Annotated in this window: 21 protein-coding genes, 3 tRNA genes, 1 riboswitch and 1 other annotated feature; of the genes, 6 read left to right on the top strand and 18 right to left on the bottom strand. The window is 41.3% G+C overall.

Annotated elements, in window-relative coordinates; genetic code table 11:
* Positions 1-11 precede the first annotated feature (11 nt).
* A riboswitch (TPP riboswitch) is annotated at positions 12-118 on the bottom strand.
* A gap of 171 nt (positions 119-289) precedes the next feature.
* The gene (locus DW938_RS00125) at positions 290-1,258 is read right to left on the bottom strand and encodes a C40 family peptidase (RefSeq protein ID WP_117926962.1); all 969 of its coding nucleotides are present in this window, start codon (positions 1,256-1,258) and stop codon (positions 290-292) included.
* A gap of 669 nt (positions 1,259-1,927) precedes the next feature.
* Here DW938_RS00125 and DW938_RS00120 point away from each other — a divergent pair.
* Complete coding sequence (locus DW938_RS00120; RefSeq protein ID WP_181984332.1) at positions 1,928-3,091, top strand: leucine-rich repeat domain-containing protein; 1,164 nt, start codon at positions 1,928-1,930, stop codon at positions 3,089-3,091.
* Positions 3,092-3,286: 195 nt separating this feature from the next.
* Here DW938_RS00120 and DW938_RS00115 read toward each other — a convergent pair.
* From DW938_RS00115 to DW938_RS00075, 9 genes are all read right to left on the bottom strand, one after another.
* Positions 3,287-3,364: transfer RNA gene (locus DW938_RS00115), tRNA-His, on the bottom strand.
* Between the two features lie 54 nt (positions 3,365-3,418).
* Positions 3,419-3,495 (bottom strand) — tRNA-Arg (locus DW938_RS00110).
* A 49-nt stretch (positions 3,496-3,544) separates the two neighbouring features.
* Positions 3,545-3,618: transfer RNA gene (locus tag DW938_RS00105), tRNA-Gly, on the bottom strand.
* Between the two features lie 138 nt (positions 3,619-3,756).
* Complete coding sequence (locus DW938_RS00100; RefSeq protein WP_117878000.1) at positions 3,757-4,497, bottom strand: VTT domain-containing protein; 741 nt, start codon at positions 4,495-4,497, stop codon at positions 3,757-3,759.
* Between the two features lie 13 nt (positions 4,498-4,510).
* Positions 4,511-5,053 (bottom strand): hypothetical protein, encoded by a 543-nt coding sequence (locus DW938_RS00095; protein WP_046439958.1) that lies wholly within the window; start codon positions 5,051-5,053, stop codon positions 4,511-4,513.
* A gap of 6 nt (positions 5,054-5,059) precedes the next feature.
* On the bottom strand, positions 5,060-5,683 hold the full coding sequence (locus DW938_RS00090; RefSeq protein WP_117877998.1) for a DnaJ domain-containing protein: 624 nt from the start codon (positions 5,681-5,683) through the stop codon (positions 5,060-5,062).
* Positions 5,680-6,579, bottom strand: a complete 900-nt coding sequence (locus DW938_RS00085; protein WP_118123525.1) for a DUF5685 family protein — start codon at positions 6,577-6,579, stop codon at positions 5,680-5,682. The genes DW938_RS00090 and DW938_RS00085 overlap by 4 nt, the downstream gene beginning before the upstream one ends.
* A 234-nt stretch (positions 6,580-6,813) precedes the next feature.
* A complete protein-coding gene (locus DW938_RS00080) occupies positions 6,814-8,580 on the bottom strand; it encodes an ABC transporter ATP-binding protein (RefSeq protein ID WP_118123524.1) in 1,767 nt (588 codons plus the stop codon).
* Positions 8,573-10,312, bottom strand: coding sequence for an ABC transporter ATP-binding protein (locus DW938_RS00075; protein WP_118123523.1), 1,740 nt, complete (start codon positions 10,310-10,312; stop codon positions 8,573-8,575). Before DW938_RS00075 ends, DW938_RS00080 begins: the two co-directional genes overlap by 8 nt.
* A gap of 426 nt (positions 10,313-10,738) precedes the next feature.
* On the opposite strand from DW938_RS00075, the gene DW938_RS14700 reads away from it, so the two are divergent.
* Positions 10,739-10,891, top strand: a complete 153-nt coding sequence (locus DW938_RS14700) for a hypothetical protein (RefSeq protein WP_181982465.1) — start codon at positions 10,739-10,741, stop codon at positions 10,889-10,891.
* A gap of 444 nt (positions 10,892-11,335) precedes the next feature.
* On the opposite strand, the gene DW938_RS15230 is transcribed toward DW938_RS14700, so the two are convergent.
* From DW938_RS15230 to DW938_RS00025, 8 genes are all read right to left on the bottom strand, one after another.
* Positions 11,336-11,470 (bottom strand): hypothetical protein, encoded by a 135-nt coding sequence (locus DW938_RS15230; RefSeq protein WP_022287684.1) that lies wholly within the window; start codon positions 11,468-11,470, stop codon positions 11,336-11,338.
* Positions 11,471-11,575: 105 nt separating this feature from the next.
* Positions 11,576-12,430 carry an ATP-binding cassette domain-containing protein gene (locus tag DW938_RS00055; RefSeq protein ID WP_181984331.1) on the bottom strand — a complete coding sequence of 285 codons (855 nt, stop codon included), beginning with the start codon at positions 12,428-12,430 and terminating at the stop codon, positions 11,576-11,578.
* A gap of 1 nt (position 12,431) precedes the next feature.
* Positions 12,432-13,532: a hypothetical protein gene (locus DW938_RS00050; RefSeq protein ID WP_118123519.1), complete on the bottom strand. Its 1,101-nt coding sequence runs from the start codon at positions 13,530-13,532 to the stop codon at positions 12,432-12,434.
* Positions 13,532-14,731, bottom strand: a complete 1,200-nt coding sequence (locus tag DW938_RS00045; protein WP_118123518.1) for a hypothetical protein — start codon at positions 14,729-14,731, stop codon at positions 13,532-13,534. Before DW938_RS00045 ends, DW938_RS00050 begins: the two co-directional genes overlap by 1 nt.
* 26 nt (positions 14,732-14,757) lie before the next feature.
* A complete protein-coding gene (locus tag DW938_RS00040) occupies positions 14,758-15,960 on the bottom strand; it encodes a hypothetical protein (protein WP_118123517.1) in 1,203 nt (400 codons plus the stop codon).
* A gap of 19 nt (positions 15,961-15,979) precedes the next feature.
* The gene (locus tag DW938_RS00035; RefSeq protein ID WP_118123516.1) at positions 15,980-16,414 is read right to left on the bottom strand and encodes a hypothetical protein; all 435 of its coding nucleotides are present in this window, start codon (positions 16,412-16,414) and stop codon (positions 15,980-15,982) included.
* 279 nt (positions 16,415-16,693) lie between these two features.
* Positions 16,694-17,377, bottom strand: coding sequence for a DUF4367 domain-containing protein (locus tag DW938_RS00030; protein ID WP_118123515.1), 684 nt, complete (start codon positions 17,375-17,377; stop codon positions 16,694-16,696).
* Positions 17,370-17,891 (bottom strand): RNA polymerase sigma factor, encoded by a 522-nt coding sequence (locus DW938_RS00025; RefSeq protein WP_118123514.1) that lies wholly within the window; start codon positions 17,889-17,891, stop codon positions 17,370-17,372. Before DW938_RS00025 ends, DW938_RS00030 begins: the two co-directional genes overlap by 8 nt.
* Positions 17,892-18,086: 195 nt before the next feature.
* Positions 18,087-18,324, top strand: a binding site (T-box leader).
* 64 nt (positions 18,325-18,388) lie between these two features.
* On the opposite strand from DW938_RS00025, the gene tyrS reads away from it, so the two are divergent.
* From tyrS to DW938_RS00005, 4 genes are all read left to right on the top strand, one after another.
* Complete coding sequence (tyrS, locus tag DW938_RS00020) at positions 18,389-19,606, top strand: tyrosine--tRNA ligase (RefSeq protein ID WP_117878221.1); 1,218 nt, start codon at positions 18,389-18,391, stop codon at positions 19,604-19,606.
* Positions 19,607-19,806: 200 nt separating this feature from the next.
* On the top strand, positions 19,807-20,535 hold the full coding sequence (locus DW938_RS00015; protein ID WP_118123513.1) for a polyphosphate polymerase domain-containing protein: 729 nt from the start codon (positions 19,807-19,809) through the stop codon (positions 20,533-20,535).
* Entirely contained in the window at positions 20,528-21,232 is a 705-nt protein-coding gene (locus DW938_RS00010) for a DUF4956 domain-containing protein (protein WP_242992317.1), read from the top strand. Before DW938_RS00015 ends, DW938_RS00010 begins: the two co-directional genes overlap by 8 nt.
* Before the next feature lie 97 nt (positions 21,233-21,329).
* On the top strand, positions 21,330-21,923 hold the full coding sequence (locus DW938_RS00005) for a carbohydrate-binding domain-containing protein (protein WP_181984330.1): 594 nt from the start codon (positions 21,330-21,332) through the stop codon (positions 21,921-21,923).
* Positions 21,924-21,967: the final 44 nt, after the last annotated feature.

Here is a 21,967-nt window from a genome sequence, read left to right as displayed (position 1 = left end):
GCAGGAGGTAAATTTACACAAAACTTGCTTCCTACACTGGTCTTGACCAACAGGTTCAAAGGGTCAGGTTTTACCTTCTCAACCCAGCGTTTTCGCTTGGGTCCCCCTGCAAACTTTATTCGATTTTTCGCAGTTTTTCTGCTTTTTTATTATAACACTGGTCAGCGAGATTGTCAAGGAAAAATTGTGCAGATATCGCAAGTATTATCGAGCAAACAAAATCGGGCTGTCGAGGGCGCCAGCCCCTACAGTTATTCGACAGTTTGTTATGCCGCAAGATTGCTCTGCATTACAGTATTCTCCTGATAGTGTTTATCTTTCCGCAATACTTGATATTTGCAAGTGGCTGTATTCTGATCCCATAATATGTACTCATGGCATGGACTATTTTCCCACCGCCTATATACATTGCTACATGGCCATAGTTATTACAGATTATCAGGTCGCCTGCTTCTATATTCTTCAAAGACACTGCTTTTCCCATTTTCGCCTGCGAATATACGCTGTTATACATATTCACACCGGCTTTTCTATAGGCTTGCATTGTCAATCCACAGCAGTCCGTTGCCTTATACTTTGTTCCGCCCCAGACATATCTTCCGCCGTTCATGCTTGCGGCATAATCAACGGCTGTTTTTATTCTTGCTTTTCTCTCAGGTGTACGCCTCACACCTTTTCCTACCTTGACGTACTTACCCTTATGATCGCCTTCATTGATAAGGACATAATTTGCTCCGCCGATATTCTTGTTCTTACCTGCCACACGCTTATTTTTATCGGTAGTGAGAATACCCGACACAGCCACAGAGGCTTTTGTTTTTGAGGATTTCTTGAACTTACCGTTTTTAAAGCTATAAAGCTGAACGTTTTTATCTATATGATAGTATGTTTTTGCTGCTGTCTTTACGTTGAGGACCGATGACTCTGACTTGGCACTGCCGTTTACCGCTTTGACAGTGACTTTATATTTTGTGGAAGCTTTAAGATAAAGCTTGCCGTCATCGGTTATATTTATATAGTTATCCTTTTTAAGTGCCTGCCATGTATATTTTCTTACATAGCGTCCGTTTACATAGACCTCAAATGTAGTCTTTGATGAAAAGCTGGTGAGATTTTTTACTCCTGCTTCTATTTTGTTTGAATACGCTTGTCTTTTTATCAAAACAGGTTTTGTCATCGAGTCAGCAGCAGAAGCTGTTATAACATTCACATAAGTCTTAGCGGATCCCTGCGGTGCAAATGCCACAAAGCTTATCATTATAACTGATGAAATTATTACTGCTGTTATTTTTCTTATTATGTTGATAACGGATCAGTCCTTTCCAGTTTTTGTATTCATGTACTTATACGATTTTATTTATACTATTATACACCGTAAATTATTACAATCTGTAATAATTAAGTTTCTATTTTGTAAACCTTTATGATAGTATTATACATTTTTGTTTATTGCTAGTATATTAATCTCCTATTTTAATGCAGTTGTTGGTGTTTTCTTTCATTATCATGAACGACATATCATTCTTTATTAATATTATATAAATATAATTTATGATAATCTTACAAACACATGAAAAACATCGTCTTATGATTTGGTCGATTTAATCAAGCAAATTCTATAAATTGGTATTAGTCTTTTGCATCACTTGCGAAAACGTTTGCTGCTATAAAATTACAGCATTCTCAAAGATTGAGAACGATATGTGAAAACTAAAATTATTTTGCGTAAATTAATTGTGAAAAGTGACAAAAAAGCCGTTCACAATCAGTGAAAAAGTTCTGAAAATTAATTTTTTATAAATAAAATATTGCGAATACCATTGACAAACATAGTTTACTGTAGTATAATTTCATTAGAAAATACAGAAAACGTTTAAGTTCAGTTACGAGATATATATTTATAGTGGGTATAATGGAGGTCACGCTGATGAAAAGCATTAATTTTATGGGCGACAATGGTTTCAAAAAAGCACTTGAGAGCGTTGGTGTAACTGCAAGCAGCAGTATCAGCAGCGAGAAGATCTCGGGCTGTTTTAAATATGTTACGGCTGACGATATGTGTATTATCACTGGATACTGCGGTGACAGCCATATCGAAGTGCTGGAGCTTCCTTTTGAGCTTCGTGGCAAAAAGGTCATAGCTGTTGCAGGCGGTGCTTTCGCACATCTTTACGACCTTAAATGTGCTGTTATCTCAAAGGACGTTGTTATCATCGGAAGAAAAGCATTTTACAAATGCTGTTCACTGGTGAATGTGACTATACCTGAGAGCGTAAGGTTTATTGGTGAGATGGCATTCTGCGGTTGTGAATCTCTGAGATTTGCGACTATACCTGATGGTGTGGAAAGGATACTGCCATTCACATTCTACAATTGCGACAGTTTGGAGAGAGCTGACCTACCCGAGAGCGTAAGAGAGATCGGTGAGTCTGCATTTGGTTTCTGCTCTTCAATGAAAGAAATTTGTCTTAATGAAAATATAGTTTCCATAGGAAACGGAGCTTTCCAGAACTGCATTTCTCTGAGAGAGCTTGAGATACCGTCAGCTATGATCGAGATCGCAGAGAATGCTTTCACATTCTGCTCAGGTCTGGAAGCGATCTCTATACCATTTGGAATCGAGGCTGTTGGCGACTACGCATTCTTCGGCTGCTCTGCTCTGAAAAAGGTTGAGTTCGCAGGATCTGTAAGAAAGATAGGCGAGTGTGCATTTGCACTTTGTGAGAAGCTCGAGAGCGTTTATCTTCCTGATTCCGTTAGCAGGATAGGCAAGAGAGCGTTTGCTCAGAATACTGTAGTTAAGACGGTGAGGATATCAGGCAAGATCGCTTATGTTGGAAGCGAGGCTTTCCGTGGCTGTAAGACTTTGAGAGAAGTTGTTATCCCATCATCCGTGAAGAAGCTTGGTGCAAAGGCTTTCGTGGATTGCTCTGAGTTAAGAAGCGTTGTTATTCAGCATGGTGCCGATGGCATTGCGGAGGACGCTTTTGAGAGAGGTGCCGCCTTGATCACTGCTGACGCTGTTCCTGCACTTGATGACGAAACATTCAGGATAGCCGAGGCTGTTTACAACAAAAATTTCGCTTTATAAAATATATAACCTCTGGATCGGGGCGGCAGCTTTTAAGTTGCCGCCCTTTTTCTGTCTATTTGCAGGCGGGATATAATGATCCAAGTCGGTAGGATATAGGTCATTGTCAGTGGTACATAAAAAACGAGCGACCAAAGGTCGCCCTGCGATATGTAAACAAAAAAATACGCTCTGCTTAACACAGAACGTATTCAGTGGGGTGGGTAGTGAGATTCGAACTCACGGTCTTCAGTGCCACAAACTGACGCGTTAGGCCAGCTACGCTATACCCACCATACATATTAGAAGAAAATACTCGCAGCAGATTTTCATCTGGAACGAGTTTAATGGTACGCCATACTGGATTCGAACCAGTGACCTACCGCTTAGAAGGCGGTTGCTCTATCCAACTGAGCTAATGACGCATACTGTACTCATTAATATCTCAAACTCGGATAAAAGTTTAAGATATATTGGAGCGGGTGATGGGAATCGAACCCACATGACCAGCTTGGAAGGCTGGAGTTCTACCACTGAACTACACCCGCATACTGCCTGACCAGGCGTTTTGGTGGTCTTTCAAGCTTACCGCTCAATCAACGATATTTATTATACCACTACAAGAGCCTTTTGTCAAGCACTTTTTTATATTTTTTTCATCTAATTTCAACTTTGTGCAACTTTACTTATTTGTTCTTCTTATGTTGTTTCATTTTATTCACTATAACATCTTTAAACAAAAAGCCAACGATACCTGCTACTAGAGCTACTCCAAGCACCACAAGAGCAACCGTGAAGTTACCGCTTTTTACATTGCTCCCCAAAATCGTGGAGAGCATTATTGCTGGAAGTCTGCAAGGCATGACATAATAGAAAAAATCCTTCTTGCTTATGGGAGTCAGGGGGACGATATATGAGATAACGTCCTTGGGTATTCCCGGTATGAGATAGAGGATTATAAGGATAACGGTTAGCTTTTTCTCATTTTGCAGGAATTTGAATTTTTTTAGCTGTTTCTCGTCAACAAAGGCTTCCACTATCGGTCTGCCAAATTTTTTCACAAGCACGAATATTGCCATTGTGCCAAGGAGCGTACCTAAGAATGATAGCAAACCGCCCCAGAACCAGCCGAACAGCACTCCACCAACCACTTGTATAGGCGGTATGACCGCTATGACCACTTGAAGAGCTTGTATGAAAGTAAAGATAAGCACTCCCACAATGCCACTGTAGTTATCTAGTTTACGCTCCAAGGCCGCAATACCTGCCTCGCTGTGAAGTGCTTTTATAAGAGGTATACACGCCACTGTAGCCATTACTATGACCGCTATTATTGCAACAAGGCTTATTATCTGTATTTTTTTCTTGTGCCTTGCAGTTTGTATTTTCGCCTCGTTTAATATTTCTTTCTCTTGTTCTTCGTTCATAAAAACGTCACCGTCATTTTCTTCTGAGTATTTTTTTCCTAAACCAATTTATGTACATATCTGTCAGCTGTGTGAGGGCATAGTCATAAATAAAGAAAAACAGGTTTGCCGCCGCCCACAGAACAAGCACGGCATACTTGCCAAACATCTCCATGCCCTCGAGCATATCCACCGAAGTAAAGATATACTGAAAAGCCAAAAAGAATATGACTATCGCCACATTGAACACTGCAAGCTTTATTGCCCACACCAACAGGCGGTTTTTCTTTTGGTCGAGATAATATTTAAGTATTGGATAATACCCCATGAACAATATGAAAAGCAGGGTTGCTTCGTAATTTGGAGTCACGAAAATGCTCAGCAGGCTCACTGCGCAATAGGTGGCTATCGCCCAGTTTTTATCCACCTCCACTATCATCACAACCATCATGAAGCCTGCGAAGGTAGGGATAGTATAATCGAGCATGGGCAAAAAGCTGCTTGAAAACATCAAAAGCAGGCAGACAGCAGAGCATATGCCGCCAAGCGCCACTCGAAAAGCTATTTTATTTCTCATGGGTCTTTAGCAGCACGGTATAAGGTCGCCGCCCATCATTTCACAGCAGCAGTCTGCACAGCAAAGTGAGGAACAGCAGTCAGGGCCGCTCATGCCGCCTGCTCGGTAGCCCTGAGTTGGGTTGCCGCTCATATAGCCGCTTCGCTGTCTGTTCATCTGGGCTAACACGCTTTGATACTCCATGTTATTTGGGTCGAGCTGGACGGCTCTTGTGAAGTTGTTATAAGCCTCATTGAGCCAGCCTCTGCGGTGGCAGATAGTGCCTTTGAGGAAATACCACTCGGCATTTCTTTCCGAGGAGGACACGTTATCAAGTATCTGGTCTGCCTGTGTGTAGCTTCCGCTTTGGATAAGGCTTCTGATATAGCCTGAGTCAAAGCCCTGCGAAGAGGCATAGCCGTCATAGCCGCTTTCTGCGGACTGGTATCCTCCCCCACGTCTTGAGGTCATGATCTGATCGTAGGCGGCGTTTATCTCGGACATTTTCTCCTCAGCTACGTCAGCTAGGGGGTTATCCTGATACTGGTCGGGGTGATATTTTTTCACAAGCTCTTTATAAGCTGATTTTATTTCAGCGTCTGAAGCTGTTGGGGATACGCCTAAAATTTTGTAAGGGTCTTTGGAGATCATTGATCGTTATTTCCTTTCCTGTTATTGCGGAATTTTCCGCTTCTTATTTGAGTATAGACATTTTTAAGTCCAAGATACACGATATTATCAAGTATATCACGATATCGCTCAAGGTCGAGCTTCACATAGATATCTGCCATTTCCCCCAGTGTGAAGTTTATGCTGTCATCACAAAAGGCGTGAACTTTTTTGAGATAGTCCGCATTTATGCCCTCGGTGGTTGGAAATTTTGCAAGGAGCGGATTGTAGCTTTCACTCTCGTGGTCGTCGGGCAGGTCGTCAAGAGCGTCGCAGATATAGATAAATCTGCCGAGGAGGTAGCCGAATCGTTCAAGGAGCGGTCGGCGTTGGTCATGCTTGCTTGTAAGTCCGCCTGCAACGGCTTGCATCATAAGTGCGGTAGGCTCGCAGGCAAGGTCGATGCCTGCTGTTTTTTCACGCTCTATTTTATTTTGCAATTCCATTGCGTTTTCAACGGCAGGGGCAAGATCCGGATAAAGGCGAGCCGCCTTCTTATAGGGCTTTTTGAAAAAAGGCAGAAGTGCAAATGCGGCAAGCTTGCCTTTTAGCCCTTTATCGGCTATATCGTCACGGAGCTTATGATATGTGAGTATCACGGCGGCTGAGGACGTATATTTAAGATTACAGGTACACTTTGCGCACATGGTCTTTTTAAGAGGGTGTGCGATACAGCGTTGCTTTTCTGCGTCAAGCTTCACTCCCCTCACAGAGAGATCCATAAGGGAGAGAAATGCGAAATCGTAGCTAAGGGTAAAGCGTGTCACAAAGCCATAGCGCCTGCCCATATCCTTACAGAGTCCGCAATAGACAGCTTTATAGATATCATATTCAAACATTCGCATATAGGGTTTGAAAGGGCGGACATATCCGAACATAGGCACTCCTTAGGTTTTCGTTACTATACATTATAAAACACGATTGTGTATATCCCGTGAAATATATAACATTATACAACAATTTTAAGATAAAAGTCAATAATTTTTATGATAAAAATAAGGGTGGGGTAATGGAGAAATCAAAAAAACGGACGGGATAAAAAAATAGGGCAAAATACAAAAGGGCGACCAAAGGCCGCCCCTACATCAGGTTTTTATAAACAAACGCTGGGATCAGGTCACAGCAAACTGTGAGTTATAGAGATCGGCATAGAAGCCGTTCTTTGCCATAAGCTCATCATGACTTCCCTGCTCTACTATGTGTCCCGAATCCATTACTATGATAGTATCTGCGTTCTTGATAGTAGAAAGTCTATGGGCGATTATAAAGCTCGTTCTGCCCTGCATCATTTTCTCAAAGGCACGCTGTACCAATATCTCCGTACGGGTATCTATAGACGATGTAGCTTCGTCCAGAATGAGCATTGGCGGCAGGGAGAGCATTACTCGTGCGATACAGAGAAGCTGTTTCTGTCCTGCGGAGATAGTGCTGTAGCTGTCTGAAATAACGGTATCATAGCCCTTTGGCAGACGCTTTATAAAGCCGTGACAATGGGCTGACTTGGCGGCGGCTATCATTTCTTCCTCGGTGGCGTCAGGCTTGCCGTAGCAGAGGTTCTCTCTTATGGTGCCCGTTTTCAGCCACGTTTCCTGCAAGACCATGCCGTACATACTTCTCATGGAATCACGGGTACAATCCTTTATAGGCTCGCCGCTTATGCGTATCTCGCCGCTGTCGGTGTCATAGAACCTCATAAGGAGGTTTATCATGGTGGTCTTGCCGCAGCCTGTTGGTCCTACGATAGCTGTACGCTGACCGCTCTTTACATGGAGGTTAAAATTTTCGATAAGCTTCACATCAGGCACATAGCTGAAGGACACGTTGTCAACGTCTAATGTGCCGTCAACGGAGGTAAGAACAGTAGCGTTAGGGCTGTCAGATATCTCCTCTGTTTCGTCTATGACCTCAAAGACACGCTTTGCAGAAGCGAATGCACTTTGAAGCTCGGTGATAACGCCTGATATTTCATTGAAAGGCTTTGTATACTGATTTGCATAGGTGAGGAAACAGCTAAGGTTACCAACTGTGAAGCCCACGCCTTTTATTACAGAGAGTGCTCCAACGATACCGACAGCCATGTAGACGAGGTTGTTTACAAAACGTGTGCATGGGTTGGTGAGTGAGGAGAAGAATGTGGCGTTAAGTCCCACCTTTTGAAGCTTGAGGTTTACTTCTTCAAACTGCTCCTCAGCTTCTTCCTGATAGCCGAATGCTGTTACTACCTTCTGATTGCCTGTCATTTCCTCAACAAGGCTGGTCATGTCGCCTCTTGCAACTGATTGCTGGTGGAAAAGCTTGAATGTGTTCTTGGCGATAAATCTTGCGACAAATAGGGAAAGCGGAGTTAGGATAACCACGATAAGGGTTATTTTCACGTTTATGGAGAGCATGAAGCCAAGTGTACCAAAAATTGTACATACGCCTGTAAAGAGCTGTGAAAAGCCCATGAGTAGTCCGTCTGACACCTGCTCCAAGTCGGAAATTATACGGCTGATTATATCACCGTGAGGGTGGGAGTCGATATAAGAAAGGGGTAGCTTTTGCAGTTTTGCAAAGGCGTCATTTCGTATATCTCTTACCACGCAATAGGTTATCTTATTTGTACAAAGTGACATGAGCCACTGGGCAATGCCTGTTACGGCGACTGTTACGCCAAGCTTTATTATTATATTAATGATGCCGTCAAAATCAACAAAGCCCATTTCTACGATAAGGTCAACGGCATTTCCCACGAGTATAGGTGCATAAAGTGTGGTGGCAACGGTTATGACCGCAAAGACCATGGACAGTATGAACAGCCACATATGCGGTTTTGCGTATTTGAGAAGCGGTCTGAGAGCTGAGGTATCAAGCTTGTTTTTTGTGCTTTGCTTAGCCATTTGCCTGCGCCTCCTTTTCTGAAAGCTGTGAAAGGCATATTTCTTTATATACCTCGCAGCCGTTATAAAGCTCTGAATGAGTGCCGATACCTGCTATTTTGCCATCGTCAAGGACGATTATCTTATCGGCGCTTTTTATAGATGAGATCCTCTGTGAAACTATGAAAACGGTCATGCCGCTTGTTTTTTCGTGGATAGCTTTTCTTAGTCTTGCATCTGTGGCAAGGTCAAGGGCGGAGGCTGAGTCGTCAAGAATGAGTATCTCAGGATCACCAACCAATGCTCTTGCAATGGTAAGTCTTTGACGCTGACCGCCTGAGAGGTTTTTGCCCTCCTGCAAGATCATTTCGTCAAGCTTATCAGGCTTTTTCTCAACAAAATCTTTCGCCTGAGCGATATCAAGAGCGTTCCAGATATCCTTGTCCGTGGCGTTTTTATCACGCCACTGCATATTGTGTCTTATAGTACCCTTAAAGAGGACGGCTTTCTGAGGAACAACGCCTATCATACCTCTGAGCTGTGAGAATGGGTACTCTTTTACGTCAACGCCGTCAACGAGGACTTCACCCTGACGGACGTCATAAAATCTTGGTATAAGGTTTATAAGAGAGGTCTTGCCTGAACCTGTACCGCCGATTATGCCGACAGTTTCGCCTTTCATGGCTTTGAAGCTTATATCCGAAAGGGAGTCGGCTTCGGCTGATGCGTACGAGAAGAAACAGTTCCTAAACTCTACGCATGGGGCATTACCGTCAGTTGCGACAGGCTTATTATCCTTATCGGATACACTTGGCTCCACAGCGAAAACGTCATTTATTCTGATAGCGGAAGCCTGCATTTTGGTGATATTTGTAACGAGTATCGCCATAGCAAGGAGTGCCAAAAGTATCTGGTTCATATAGTTTACAAGGGCTATCACTTCGCCCTGTGAGATAAAGCCTGTATAAACCGTTTTGCCGCCGAACCAAATGATAGCGATGATAGCGAAGTTTACGATAACATAGGTGGCAGGGTTCATAAGGGCGGAAATTCTTCCTGCAATTATCTGCTGACGTCTAAGCTCCTCGGTATTATCAGCAAACTCTTTCTCCTCGTCTTTCTGACGGGAAAATGCTCTGATAACTCTTGCGCCTGTGAGAGTTTCGCTTGTCATAAGGTTAGTTTTATCAAGCTTTTTCTGGATATTCTTATACTGCGGGATAGTGATGTGCATTATAAGATAGATAACATAGGCAAGGCAAGGTGCGATTATCAGGAAAATAAGGGTAAGCTTCACTGAGATAGAGAATGCCATTATGATTGAGCCTAAAACGATAAAAGGTGAACGAAGAAACAGACGAAGGAGGATATTCACGCCCTGCTGAGCGGTATTGATATCCGCTGTCATTCTTGTGACGAGGGTATGGCTTCCAACGCTGTCTATTTCCGCATAGGACAGTGAATTGATATGCTTGAAAAGGTCACGTCGGAGGGCTGTTCCAAAGCCCAGTGACGCTTTTGCGGCAAAATACTGTGCGGTCAGTGAACAAGCCAGACCACAGAAGGCAAGTAGAACAAGCACACCGCCCATTTTATAGATATAGGGTTTATCAGCATTTTTTATACCCACGTCAATGATATTAGCCATAACGAGTGGCACTGCAAGCTCGAAGCAGGCTTCGATAAGCTTAAACAGCGGACCGATTATGCTTTCTTTTTTATAGTTTTTCAGATACCTAAAAAGCTTCAGCATTTTTCTATCTCCCAACTAAATAAAATCATATAAATTTTATTATATCATATGTTTTTGTACATTTGTAGACGAATAAGTTAATTCTTTAAAAAAGTGGGGGATAATGCAGTGGCAAAAAGGTCGCCCGTCTTTATACGCCGGCATAGTTTGTGAAAATTCAAGCCTCGCACCTCCGAGCGGGACGCCGAAGGCGTCGTCCCCTACAATAATCATCGCCGCAGGCGATACCTTCATTCCTCATTCCTCACTCCTCACTCCTCACTTCCTAACAAAGGCTATTTCCACTTCCGTGTTGATAAATGTAAACTTTTTTAGAAAATATGATATAATATAGTATAGAATTAAATAAAAAATAGGGTGTAAAACTTGATCGATCTTGATGATTTTTGGTATATAGTCAGGTCGCAACATTATACCAAAAGAGAAATGGAAATAATATATGGCAATTTGGAATACGTTCCGCTAAAGCAAATAGATAAACTTTGGAATAAGGCTGTAGACAAATGGGACGATTGGCAAGCTGCACAGCATATAGCTAAGAAATATGATGATGACGGATATCTTCGCAAGAAGGAATAGCATAAACAAGAATAAGCTGCTACAGAAAAATCTGTGGCAGCTTATTCTATTTAGAATAGTCCTAATTTTAACCTATCAATATCGGCTCCTGATATCTGTTTGTGCGAATCCATAAGATTTTGAATCATATTTAATGACGAGCGGGTCGAAGGACCAGTTGCATAGTGTATTGTCGGCGAAAATTTATTATACGAAAAAATGGCTTTGGTTTTATAGGCTTGACCATAAAGAACCTTTCCTCTTAGAATTTCAAATGAATAACCTTTCCCGGCTCTTGCAATATGCTTAAATGGTTTTGTTAATGATAATTGCTGGATCTTACATCTAAGTCTGTTTGTCATTTTTGAGCAAAGATCTAGCGTATTGAATCTGTCAACAAAAATACTTCCACAGTCTTTACACAAATGTTTGTGGCCTCTTATCTTAAGAGCTGTATAATGTTCATTATTTAGTGCATATCTTTGTTTCAATTTTAGGCGAAACAACAAAAAGATAATCACACTCATCTGCATTTTCACGCAGTTCAAGTATATCAAATTCATCAAGACAAAGCATATTTTGGTTGTGGTTTATTAGCATATTATATCCTTTCATTACAAATTTTTTCGCAGAGGACAAAGCCTAATTGCTGAATTTAAAATGCAACACTCGTTCAGAGTTGACATCATTATCTGAATTATCTCCTCACTCAAACACTCCCCCGTCAAGCTGTCCGCAGAAATAAAGATCATTCATAGTCGGCTCGCTCATAACAGCGTTAGGGGTGGGCTTTGTCTTTGAGATAGTCTTCGACTTTGTATCCTCATAATAAATGTTCTCGATAGGCAGCAGACCAATGTCCGCTTTCGGAATATCCCAAACCATACCCCTTATGTGCTCAAAAAGCACATCGGGGCTGTCATTTGCAATAACTGAGCCTTTATTCAAGATGATAAGATCGTCTGTTATAGTGTCGATGTCGGAAACGATGTGTGTTGAGATTATTATAATGCTGTCCTTTTTAAGTCGCACCATTATCCGCTTGAACTGCTCACGCTCAAATGGGTCAAGACCTGCGGAGGGCTCGTCAAAAATCAGTATCTCGGGGGAGTTAAGGATAGTCTGTGCAATGGCAAGGCGCTGTTTCATTCCGCCAGAAAATGACTTTATCTTGTCATCAAGATTTTCAGACAGATTCACAAGCCCCAGCACACGTCTTATCTCGTCCTCAATAAGCGGCTCAGGCATTCCTTTTAACAGAGCCGAAAATCTGAGAAATTCATGGGCGGTGTAGCTTGGATAAAATGGCTGATATTGAAACTGAAAGCTCAGCTTTTCACGATATTTCTCGCCCATTTCAAAAACGTCCTGCCCGTCAAGGGTCACGCTGCCGCCCGACTTTTTTATCACGCCCGATATGCAGTTCATTATGGTGGTCTTGCCTGCGCCATTCGGTCCAAGCAAAGCGTTTATTCCCGTGCGAAATTCGCAGGTTATACCCTTTAGCGCTTGCTTTTTGCCGTATCTTTTGGATAAGTTTTCTACTCTTAAAACACTCATATCAGCAACGCTCCTTAGAATTTCCTTCATAATATCCGCTGTATCTCCAAGCCGATAGCCCGCCCAAAATCGTCGCAAGGTATATTAATACAGCTACCGCTTCCGAACAATCAAAAGTTCTAATATAGTCAAGGCTTTGCAACCTTCCATTTACGCTTGTGACAGCCGCAAACATATAAGGCGAAAGTGCTCCCACATAATGTGCGGCGGCGGACATGACCGCTATCAGCCCAGAGGTCAGCATAACATATTTTTTCACCGAGCACACTTGCTTTGCCACAAGCACGAAAATGCCGTAGGTTATAAAAAGCGACATAAGCCTTGTGACATATAGCCATATTATTGTGCCTCTAACAGTTAGCATTAAAGGCGCAAGGTCAAATTGCCACACGCTTTGTAAAGATGAGGTGCTGTACTTGCTCTGATGTAATGTTCCGCTTATAATAAGGTCTGCAAAAAAGCTCAGTGTGAACATTATAAATATCGCCACTGATAAAATTATCTCCCGTGACTTGAAAAACGCCGCCGAATTTTTTGATATCTTTATCTGCCGATCCATTCTCTTTTCATAACTATCTGCAACAAAAACACCCACAAGCAACAGCACAAATATCGGCATAATATCTACCGCCCGCAATTCGAGAAATTTCAAAAACGGCTCGTCATTTATCACCTGTGGAGTTGGAAATGCAGCGTAAAGTCGGCTGTTTTTCACAAGGTCGGTAGGTATATTAGCGTCTGTAAGACCCCTGCCTGTGCGAGCATAGCTTCTGATGCTTTCGACCATAAAACAACTGCGAAGCTCTGTTTTATATTTGTTCACGGCGGCTGTAATGTTATTATTATAACCGCTTGCGTAACTTCTCATCTCATATTCCGTTATGTATTCGTCACACTGTTCAAGGGTCTTATCTGCGGAATTTTCTATAAGTTCATTGTATATCTCCGCCGTTTCTTTGTTCATATAGGTAAGATTATTTGAAGAATCAAAGCTCCGATACACTGTGAATTTTGCGGAAGCTGAAAAAATTATCACTATGACAAAAAGCATCCAAAATTTCTTTAAAAGCCGTGAAGTCTGATAACTATACATACTTTTCATTATCCCACCTGCCTTTCAGCAAGGAGATATGTCCCTGCGACAAAAAATGCGGTCATGATGAATATGATAGCAAAATAAACAACGTATTCTCGTGCAGGTATTCCCCAGAAATTCATATAACCTGTGTCATTGAGCATATTGGTGTAATTGCCTGTTAAAATGTCAACGGCAGGGTTGGAAAAGCTTGTGGTTTTCAGATATAATGGTACAAATATTGGCACAAGACAGACAGCTCCTGCAAGTATGGTCTTTCTGCAAAGCATTGAAAGAAACATAACAATACTTGCGGTGAAAAGCGCATAAACAAGTTTTGCGGCAAATACTGCAACTAGATATCCGCCAAAGCTCATATTCGCCGAACTTAGTTCAAAACCGCTCAGATATTGCAATGGCATATCAAGTTTAAAGCCGTTTGTATCGTAAATAAAAAGAGTTATAATATCCACAGTGTAAATTATCAAAACAAGAATTATTACAGCAACAAAGCCGGTACAAAGCTTGAAAAGTGAGAATTTCCTCACGCCCGTTTTGGTTATTCCAAAGCTTTTTATCCTGCTGCTTTGTATCTCTGATGAAAATATGCTGAAAAGGAGCAGATAAACACCGAATGGTATCAAAATTTCAGATGACATATAGTTTTCAAAGCCGTCAGCGGCTCTGGTGTCAATGATCTTATCAGATTTTTCAAGCGCTGTTATAACGGAATCATAGTCTTCTATAAGTTTGTTTGACAGCTTTAAAGAATACTCATCAGTAACGCCACGCCTTGCATTTCGGCTGTAACCTCTCACACGCTCGGATATGAGCTTCAAAGAGTTTTGCTGAGCGTAAAGCTGCCCCTCAATAAGAGAAAACATACTGTCAAGACCCACACCAGCTTGAGAATTTTTCTGAGAAAAATCTATTATCTTTTCCTCAAGCTCCACAGGCAATTCAGCCTGTTTTACACCGCCCGTGTTGTGGTTATTTTGATAGTCGTTTATCTCGTTGTTAAGAGCGTTTTGCTCATCAGCAAGCTTTTGAGCGTCTTGGCTTACAGTTTCCGAGCCGCTTTTAAGATAGGTCATGTATTTTTCGCCATAAGCATAAGAGGGTCTTAGTACAGATATCAAAAAGGCACAGGAAAGCAAAGCCAGCAATAAGCTTATCAAAGCTGACTTCGCCATATCTTTTCTTATCATAAATCTGAGAAGTTTCATATCGTCACACCTCAAATATCAAGTTCCTACATTCCTGCCTGTATCTCCGCATATGTATCATAATCCCATTCGCCGTTTGAAATAAACTTGTGCAGTTTAAAATCTTTATCCACAAGATAAGCGGCTGTATCAGCGTCGGGATTATAGGTCGAAAGAAGGAAATAATCCTCACAGTTATTGAATATCGTCATATAGTCGATATACTCATAGCCGTAAAAATACTTTTCATTGAGCTTAGCATCATCAATTATCTTCTGCGGTTTATTATTGTTATCAAGATAATAAAGCACATACTGATACATTTTGCCATTATCATTTGGCTCACGAACAAGCACTATCATAGTGTTATTGAAATACTGAAAATATCTTACAAAAGATTTGTCTTTAAAAGTGCAAACTGTGTCACTTTTTTCATTATCCTCATTATACCTATACAGCTTGTTTTTGCCATTAGAGTAATACACATCTCCGTCGGCCGGATAATACATATACGGCGTATTTTCGCTTATCTGAGAGCCAACATCAATGCCTGTATCCTTGACGTTCTGAGGGTCTGAAAGTGGAGCTATAAATAGGCGGACTGTATCCGTTTTTGGACAAAGCCTTGTAAAATAAAGCTTGCCGTCGCTTATGTAATAGGTATTGGCTTTTGTTATCTCGCTTTTGTCAGAGTTTTTGAGAGCGTATTTATATAGCGAATAGCCTGTGCTGAATCCGTTATCGTCGGTCTCACCCTTTGTGTATTTGCCCTCAACAAAATAGATATCTCCGTCTTTGTCCATAGACATACAGCCTATTACACTGCCTTTGGGTGCGGAATACACTTCTGTAACATCGCCGCTGTTGTAATCCACTGTGACAATGCTGTAATCTTCTTTTTGCGTAGCAGAATTATACACTGACCTTACAGCGTATATAACGCCGTCATATATGGTATAGCAGGACAAGTTTGAATACTCTTGAAGCTTGACCTTTATCATTGCAAGGCTGTCGGATTCGATATCATATTCTGCAATGCCGTCATAGGTTTTGTAATACACAAAATTGTTTGCAAATGCAGTAGAAGAAGCTTCAGGACACAAAAGGTTTGTGGGAGAAGCAGAAAGTTCTTGTTGACCCTTTTCAGAAGAAACCGCCTTATCGGATTTTGTGCCAAGAGAAATGAAAAGTGTAACTGCAACTGCGGCAATTATAACTGCAGCTGTTGCGATAATAATTTTAGTTTTCATAATTCACACTCAAGTTCTATTATTGACTATCAACGGAAAGCGTTGTGCTGTAATTGCCATGTACCTTATCATTATAAATATGTACAGTTTTTACTAACTTTGAAGATGTACAACCTTTTAACCCAAACGAATGCTCAATTTTACCTGTGTCAGAGTGAGATGATCCACAACCAGTACCACCAACAGAGGCACTTGCATAAACATAACCGCTGTATTTACAATTTGGATTGTAAACATTGTTATTGTTACTTGATGTCCTAGTCCAAGCTTGACCAGCTACAGTTAAATTTGTTCTTATTCCTGTTACAAAACATGAAATATAAGCATTTGAGCCAGAACCACCAACTGCTCTGCCGTATTTTATGGCTTCATACGCACTAGCCCCAATAGCCATAGAACTCATCATCATAACAGCAGCACCCATAGCTGCGATCCTCTTAACGATCTTTTTCATATTAAACGTCCTTTCTCAATGTAAGTGTAATTTTCTTTAAGTTTTGTTGCAGAGTAATTTAACTTTATCATATCACACAATTATTACAACGGATAATTGTGCATAATAAATATTTATATCTTCATTGGACTCAGCAGCTTTCAATTATATAAACTGAAAAAGCAGTGAAAATGGCTGATTGAAATACATAAGTTTGTATGTTTTCACAATTGCACGTACTTGTTTTTATTATTATTGCATAAAAATAGTGTACAGAATCACACCATGCACTATTAATTCTTATTCTACAGAATAGTAGATATCCATTATTTCTGATTCAGATATTTCACCACTTAAACTAAATATATATTCGCCATTATCCCACAAAATATTAATGAAATCATCATTTGTGTATATCATAAACTCATTTCCGAATTTATCTGATGAAGTTTTGAAATGACCACGTTCATTATCATAATATGAAGAATAAGAATCCGCTGTATATTGGTCGAAATATATACTTTCAGATTTGTTTTCTGAATAATATCGCAAACCAATATTGCTGCTTGTTGAAACACTTTCGCTTTCATCTAAAACAAAGCCTTCTGGAACAGTAATACTATATTGCTTTTCTATCTTGCTTTTGTGATCGCCTATATCTTTGCTATCATGTTGAACAGATACAACGGTGTGATCATTGAAAATTCGCAGGAAGAAATTCCTTACTGCATTTCTTGCAGGTGCATAGGCGGCAACAGTCGTTGTACCCATAATAGCTGCCGCAATTATGGCAGAAGCGATCCTTCGTCCTGTGGTTTTGATAAGCGGATAATAGATGCGGCTTTGGTTCTTTATGAGCTTTTCTTTTTTGTTCAGATAGTCCTTAGAAAACTCATAATTTTCGTACAATGACAGATCTAGGCTATTTAGTTCGTCGCAATACAAAGGTACAAGCTTTTTTAATTCTGATCGTGTATCACTCATCGTCGTTTATATCCTTTCTGAGTATTTTTCGGGCTTTTTCAAGTCTTGATTTTACTCCGCCAACAGATAGGTGTAGTTGCTTTGATATTTCCTTGACCTTAAAGCCATAGAAATATTTCATCATAATAACGTCACGGTAAATATCAGGCAACTTTTCGACCATATCAGCAACAATAAGCTTTTCAATGTGGTCATAGTCTTCAGATATCTCTTTAATTTTATCATCTATCTGGACATTGATACTGTGTTTATTTTCTTTTTCAAGAATATCGATACACACGTTTCTATTAATAATAACTGTATAAGCGACTATTTCGGCTGGTTCTAAACTATGAATTTTTTTGAAATTTTCTGCTAACGCCAAAAAAGTTTCAGAAACAGCTTCCTCCGCCAAGGCATTATTATGTAACTTTGACATTGAGAATACGAACAATTTTCTTTCAAGAGAGTCGTATATTTTTCTGAACTCTGATTTATCATCATCGTCGATCAGCGTCATACAAACAGCGAGCACTTGATCACCTCTGTCTAATTTTGTAATAAACTTAGTATAGCATTATTTATATGTAATTTCAAGAGGGATTGTCTGTTGAATTAAAATCTTGTTGATTGTGAAATGTTTGTTAACATCAACACGGAAGTTGAAATAGCCTTAACAAAAATGGGGTTGACAAAAGGGTGAAAGTGTGCTATAGTCATATCAATAGGTTTAAATGCTATGACGGAAATAAGTAGCCTTTTGCGAAATTTCAGAGAGCTTTCGGTCGGTGCGAGAAAGCATTTCTACAAAGTGTGAATACATTCCTGAGCTGTTCGCTGAGAAAGCTTTTGCGTAAGGCGAAACGGTTTGCACACGTTACAGTGCTATGGCTTCGCTTTCTGCTGAGCCTGTAAGGTCGGGAGTTTCCCGATAAACTGAGGTGGTACCACGATAATTCGTCCTCTGACAGATTTTCTGTCAGGGGATTTTTTATTTATGTACCGCAAAAAAATAATACGGAGGTATGAAAAATGACAGTATTTGAAGAACTGAAAAGAAGAGGTCTTCTCGCTCAGCTCACTGACGAGGAGGAAATAAAGGAGCTTATCAACGCTGGTAAGGCTACTTTCTACATTGGTTTTGACCCAACTGCTGATTCTCTACACGTTGGTCACTTTATGGCACTTTGCCTTATGAAACGTTTGCAAATGGCAGGCAACAAGCCTATCGCTCTGCTGGGCGGCGGAACAGGCATGATAGGCGACCCTTCGGGCAAGTCTGACATGAGAAAGATGCTCACAAAGGAAACTATCGAGCACAACGTTGCTTGCTTTAAAAAGCAGATGAGCCGTTTCATTGATTTCTCTGACGGCAAGGCTCTTGTGGTAAACAACGCTGACTGGCTCATGGACCTTAACTACATCGACGTGCTTCGTGACGTTGGCGCTTGCTTCTCTGTAAACAAGATGCTTACATTCGAGTGCTACAAGCAGAGAATGGAAAGAGGTCTTACTTTCCTTGAGTTCAACTACATGATAATGCAGTCATACGATTTCTACAGACTTTTCCAGGATTACGGCTGTAATATGCAGTTCGGCGGTGACGATCAGTGGGCTAATATGCTGGGCGGCACTGAGCTTATCAGAAAGAAGCTTGGCAAGGACGCTTATGCAATGACTATCACTCTCCTGCTCAACTCCGAGGGCAAGAAAATGGGCAAGACAGAAAAGGGCGCTGTATGGCTCGACCCTGAAAAAACTTCTCCATACGAGTTCTATCAGTACTGGAGAAACGTTGGCGACGCTGATGTTATCAAGTGCCTGAAGATGCTCACATTCGTTCCTATCGAGGAGATAGAGGAAATGGAGAAACACATGGAGGGTGCTGAATACAACAAGGCTAAGGAGCTTTTGGCTTACGAGCTGACAAAGCTTGTTCACGGCAAAGAAGAGGCTGACAAGGCTGACGCTGCGGCAAAGGCTATTTTTGCAGGCGGTGGAAACAGTGACGATATGCCTAGCACGACTATTGCGGCGGCTGATCTTACTGACGGCAAGATAGGTATTCTTACGCTTCTCGTTAAGTGCGGTCTTTGCCCTTCAAATGGCGAGGCAAGACGTCTTGTTACTCAGAACGGTATTGCAGTGAATGGCGAGAAATTCACTGACCCTAAGGGTCTTGTTGATCTCTCTGAGCCTGTTGTTATCAAAAAGGGTAAGAAGATCTTCCACAAGGCTATTGCGGAATAATATAGTGCAAAATAATTTCCACGGGTGGACAGAAGTTCACCCGTTTTTTGTATACAAATATATGGTATTTTGCAATATTCATAAACATTCACACAAAATACATATAAGGTTTAGCTATATTTAAAGTTATTCATATATACTTTTAATCAAAGGAAAGTTTACACGAAGCATACGAAAAAATCACGAAAAGAGGCGTGGATATGAATGGCAATCAGGAAGTGTTCAGACGGATAGAGAAAAAATATATCGTTGATGAACCGACTTATGAAAAGCTTATAAAAAAGCTCGATGGGCATTTTGTCAAAGACAGATATTACAAAAGTACTATCTGCAACATATATTATGACACACCAAGTCATCAGCTTGTGAGAAACTCCATTGAAAAGCCTGTTTACAAGGAAAAGCTGAGAGTGAGGAGCTACGGCGTACCTAATGATGAAGACATGGTTTTTGTGGAGCTTAAAAAGAAATACAAGGGTGTGGTCTACAAGAGGCGTATTGAAATGACCCTTGCACAGACCCGTGATTTCTTTGCAGGCAAAGATGTACCTCATGATAATCCGCAGATAGAGAACGAGCTGAAATATTTTCTCAAATTCTATAAGGGCATTGCTCCTGCAATGTATCTTAGCTATGACAGACTTGCTTACTGCGGTGCAGAAGACCCTTCCCTCAGGCTGACCTTTGACACGCACATTCTTTACCGTGAGGAGCAAAAAGAGCTTGACAAGGGCATTTGGGGAAAAGAGCTTCTGCCTGCTGGCGTGAGGGTAATGGAAATAAAGATACCGAACGCTATGCCTCTTTGGTTATCGGCTATACTTGATGAACTGGAGATATATCCTGCGTCATTCTCAAAATACGGAACTGCGTATCTTAATGAATTTTCTGAAAAAATACATAAAGGTAAGGTGATAAGCTGTGCTTAATTCAACTACTCTTGCGGCTACTACTGTGACCACCACTGAAACGACCGTGGCGGCGATAACTACAAACGAATTTGTTTTCTGCACTGCGGCTTCGTTGGTGCTTGGTCTTATAATAGCGTTTGCATTCAACTTCAAGCAGAAAAAGACAAAGAGCTTTATGATGACGCTTGCTTTGCTGCCTGTGATAGTACAGGTAGTGATAATGCTTGTAAACGGAAACATCGGTACTGGCGTGGCTGTTATGGGTGCATTCAGCTTGGTAAGATTCCGTTCTGTACCGGGAAGTGCAATGGACATTTGTGCTATCTTCCTTTCAATGGCTGTCGGTCTTGCGACGGGCACGAACCACCTTGCGTTGGCTCTTATGCTTTCTGTGTGCGTGAGCCTGCTGAACATTATTTACACGCTTCTGCCTATTGGCAAAAAGAAGTCGGGTCACAAGGATCTTAGTATCACTATCCCTGAAAGCCTTGATTACACTGAGGTATTTGACGATATATTTGAAAAGTATCTTTCAGAATGTGAACTTGTTTCGGTAAAGACCACAAATATGGGAAGCCTTTTCAAGCTGAAATACCGCATAGAGCTAAAGGGTGATGCAAACGAAAAGAAGCTTATTGACGAACTTAGATGCAGAAATGGCAACCTTGAGATAATGTGTGCAGTGGCAGCAGACATTGAGGAACAATCATTCTGACAAAATAACAAAAGTATCCATAAGCAAAACCGCACAAGGCTAAAGCGGTCTTGTGCGGCTTTTTTCAACCTTTTTTACAATGCAGGAGGTTATTTTCATGAAAATTTCGGACACAAAGAAGCTTGCGGCTATCACGGCGGCGTTTTTTATCACGGTAACTGCTTTTTCAGGCTGTTCAGAGAGTGCAAATTCTTCACAGACCACAAGCAGTGTTTCTCAGGCGGCAAAGTCTGACATTGACGCAAGCATTGCGGCAGAGGACACTGACGTTGGATATGACGAGGAAAGCTCAGTAGGGATTACATTTGCTGATGGCAGTGCGGCTATAGACGGTGAGGGTGCGACCGCCGAGGGGGAAACTGTAACCATTTCGCAGGCAGGCACTTACATTCTTTCAGGCACAGCGACCAATGGCAGGATAATCGTTTCAGCGGACAAGACGGCTGAAATAAAGCTTATTTTCAATGGAGTCGACATAACTTGTGCTGACAACACTCCCCTGCTTGTGAGCAAAGCTAAAAAAGTTTATATCGTGCTGGAGGACGGCACAGAGAACGTTTTGACGGACAGTGCAAGCTACTCTTTAGGAGAAGATGACAGCAACACGGACGGAGCTATTTTCTCCAAAGCCGACCTTACTATAAACGGCAGCGGTACACTTACTGTGAATGCAAACTATAATCCTGTATAATAAAACTTGACACATACAAAACAATCAAAGTATAATAAAAACAA

The sequence above is a fragment of the Ruminococcus sp. AM43-6 genome (assembly GCF_003461785.1).
GTDB lineage: Bacteria > Bacillota > Clostridia > Oscillospirales > Ruminococcaceae > Hominimerdicola > Hominimerdicola aceti.
This window is presented reverse-complemented; position numbering and strand designations above follow the sequence as displayed.

What these genes read in the sequence shown, in the direction of transcription:
- DW938_RS00125 (WP_117926962.1), bottom strand. Translation starts at nt 1,258, where the DNA reads ATGATAAGCTTTGTGGCATTTGCACCGCAGGGATCCGCTAAGACTTAT.
- DW938_RS00120 (WP_181984332.1), top strand. Translation starts at nt 1,928, where the DNA reads ATGAAAAGCATTAATTTTATGGGCGACAATGGTTTCAAAAAAGCACTT.
- DW938_RS00100 (WP_117878000.1), bottom strand. Translation starts at nt 4,497, where the DNA reads ATGAACGAAGAACAAGAGAAAGAAATATTAAACGAGGCGAAAATACAA.
- DW938_RS00095 (WP_046439958.1), bottom strand. Translation starts at nt 5,053, where the DNA reads ATGAGAAATAAAATAGCTTTTCGAGTGGCGCTTGGCGGCATATGCTCT.
- DW938_RS00090 (WP_117877998.1), bottom strand. Translation starts at nt 5,683, where the DNA reads ATGATCTCCAAAGACCCTTACAAAATTTTAGGCGTATCCCCAACAGCT.
- DW938_RS00085 (WP_118123525.1), bottom strand. Translation starts at nt 6,579, where the DNA reads ATGTTCGGATATGTCCGCCCTTTCAAACCCTATATGCGAATGTTTGAA.
- DW938_RS00080 (WP_118123524.1), bottom strand. Translation starts at nt 8,580, where the DNA reads ATGGCTAAGCAAAGCACAAAAAACAAGCTTGATACCTCAGCTCTCAGA.
- DW938_RS00075 (WP_118123523.1), bottom strand. Translation starts at nt 10,312, where the DNA reads ATGCTGAAGCTTTTTAGGTATCTGAAAAACTATAAAAAAGAAAGCATA.
- DW938_RS14700 (WP_181982465.1), top strand. Translation starts at nt 10,739, where the DNA reads ATGGAAATAATATATGGCAATTTGGAATACGTTCCGCTAAAGCAAATA.
- DW938_RS15230 (WP_022287684.1), bottom strand. Translation starts at nt 11,470, where the DNA reads ATGCTAATAAACCACAACCAAAATATGCTTTGTCTTGATGAATTTGAT.
- DW938_RS00055 (WP_181984331.1), bottom strand. Translation starts at nt 12,430, where the DNA reads ATGAGTGTTTTAAGAGTAGAAAACTTATCCAAAAGATACGGCAAAAAG.
- DW938_RS00050 (WP_118123519.1), bottom strand. Translation starts at nt 13,532, where the DNA reads ATGAAAAGTATGTATAGTTATCAGACTTCACGGCTTTTAAAGAAATTT.
- DW938_RS00045 (WP_118123518.1), bottom strand. Translation starts at nt 14,731, where the DNA reads ATGAAACTTCTCAGATTTATGATAAGAAAAGATATGGCGAAGTCAGCT.
- DW938_RS00040 (WP_118123517.1), bottom strand. Translation starts at nt 15,960, where the DNA reads ATGAAAACTAAAATTATTATCGCAACAGCTGCAGTTATAATTGCCGCA.
- DW938_RS00035 (WP_118123516.1), bottom strand. Translation starts at nt 16,414, where the DNA reads ATGAAAAAGATCGTTAAGAGGATCGCAGCTATGGGTGCTGCTGTTATG.
- DW938_RS00030 (WP_118123515.1), bottom strand. Translation starts at nt 17,377, where the DNA reads ATGAGTGATACACGATCAGAATTAAAAAAGCTTGTACCTTTGTATTGC.
- tyrS (WP_117878221.1), top strand. Translation starts at nt 18,389, where the DNA reads ATGACAGTATTTGAAGAACTGAAAAGAAGAGGTCTTCTCGCTCAGCTC.
- DW938_RS00015 (WP_118123513.1), top strand. Translation starts at nt 19,807, where the DNA reads ATGAATGGCAATCAGGAAGTGTTCAGACGGATAGAGAAAAAATATATC.
- DW938_RS00005 (WP_181984330.1), top strand. Translation starts at nt 21,330, where the DNA reads ATGAAAATTTCGGACACAAAGAAGCTTGCGGCTATCACGGCGGCGTTT.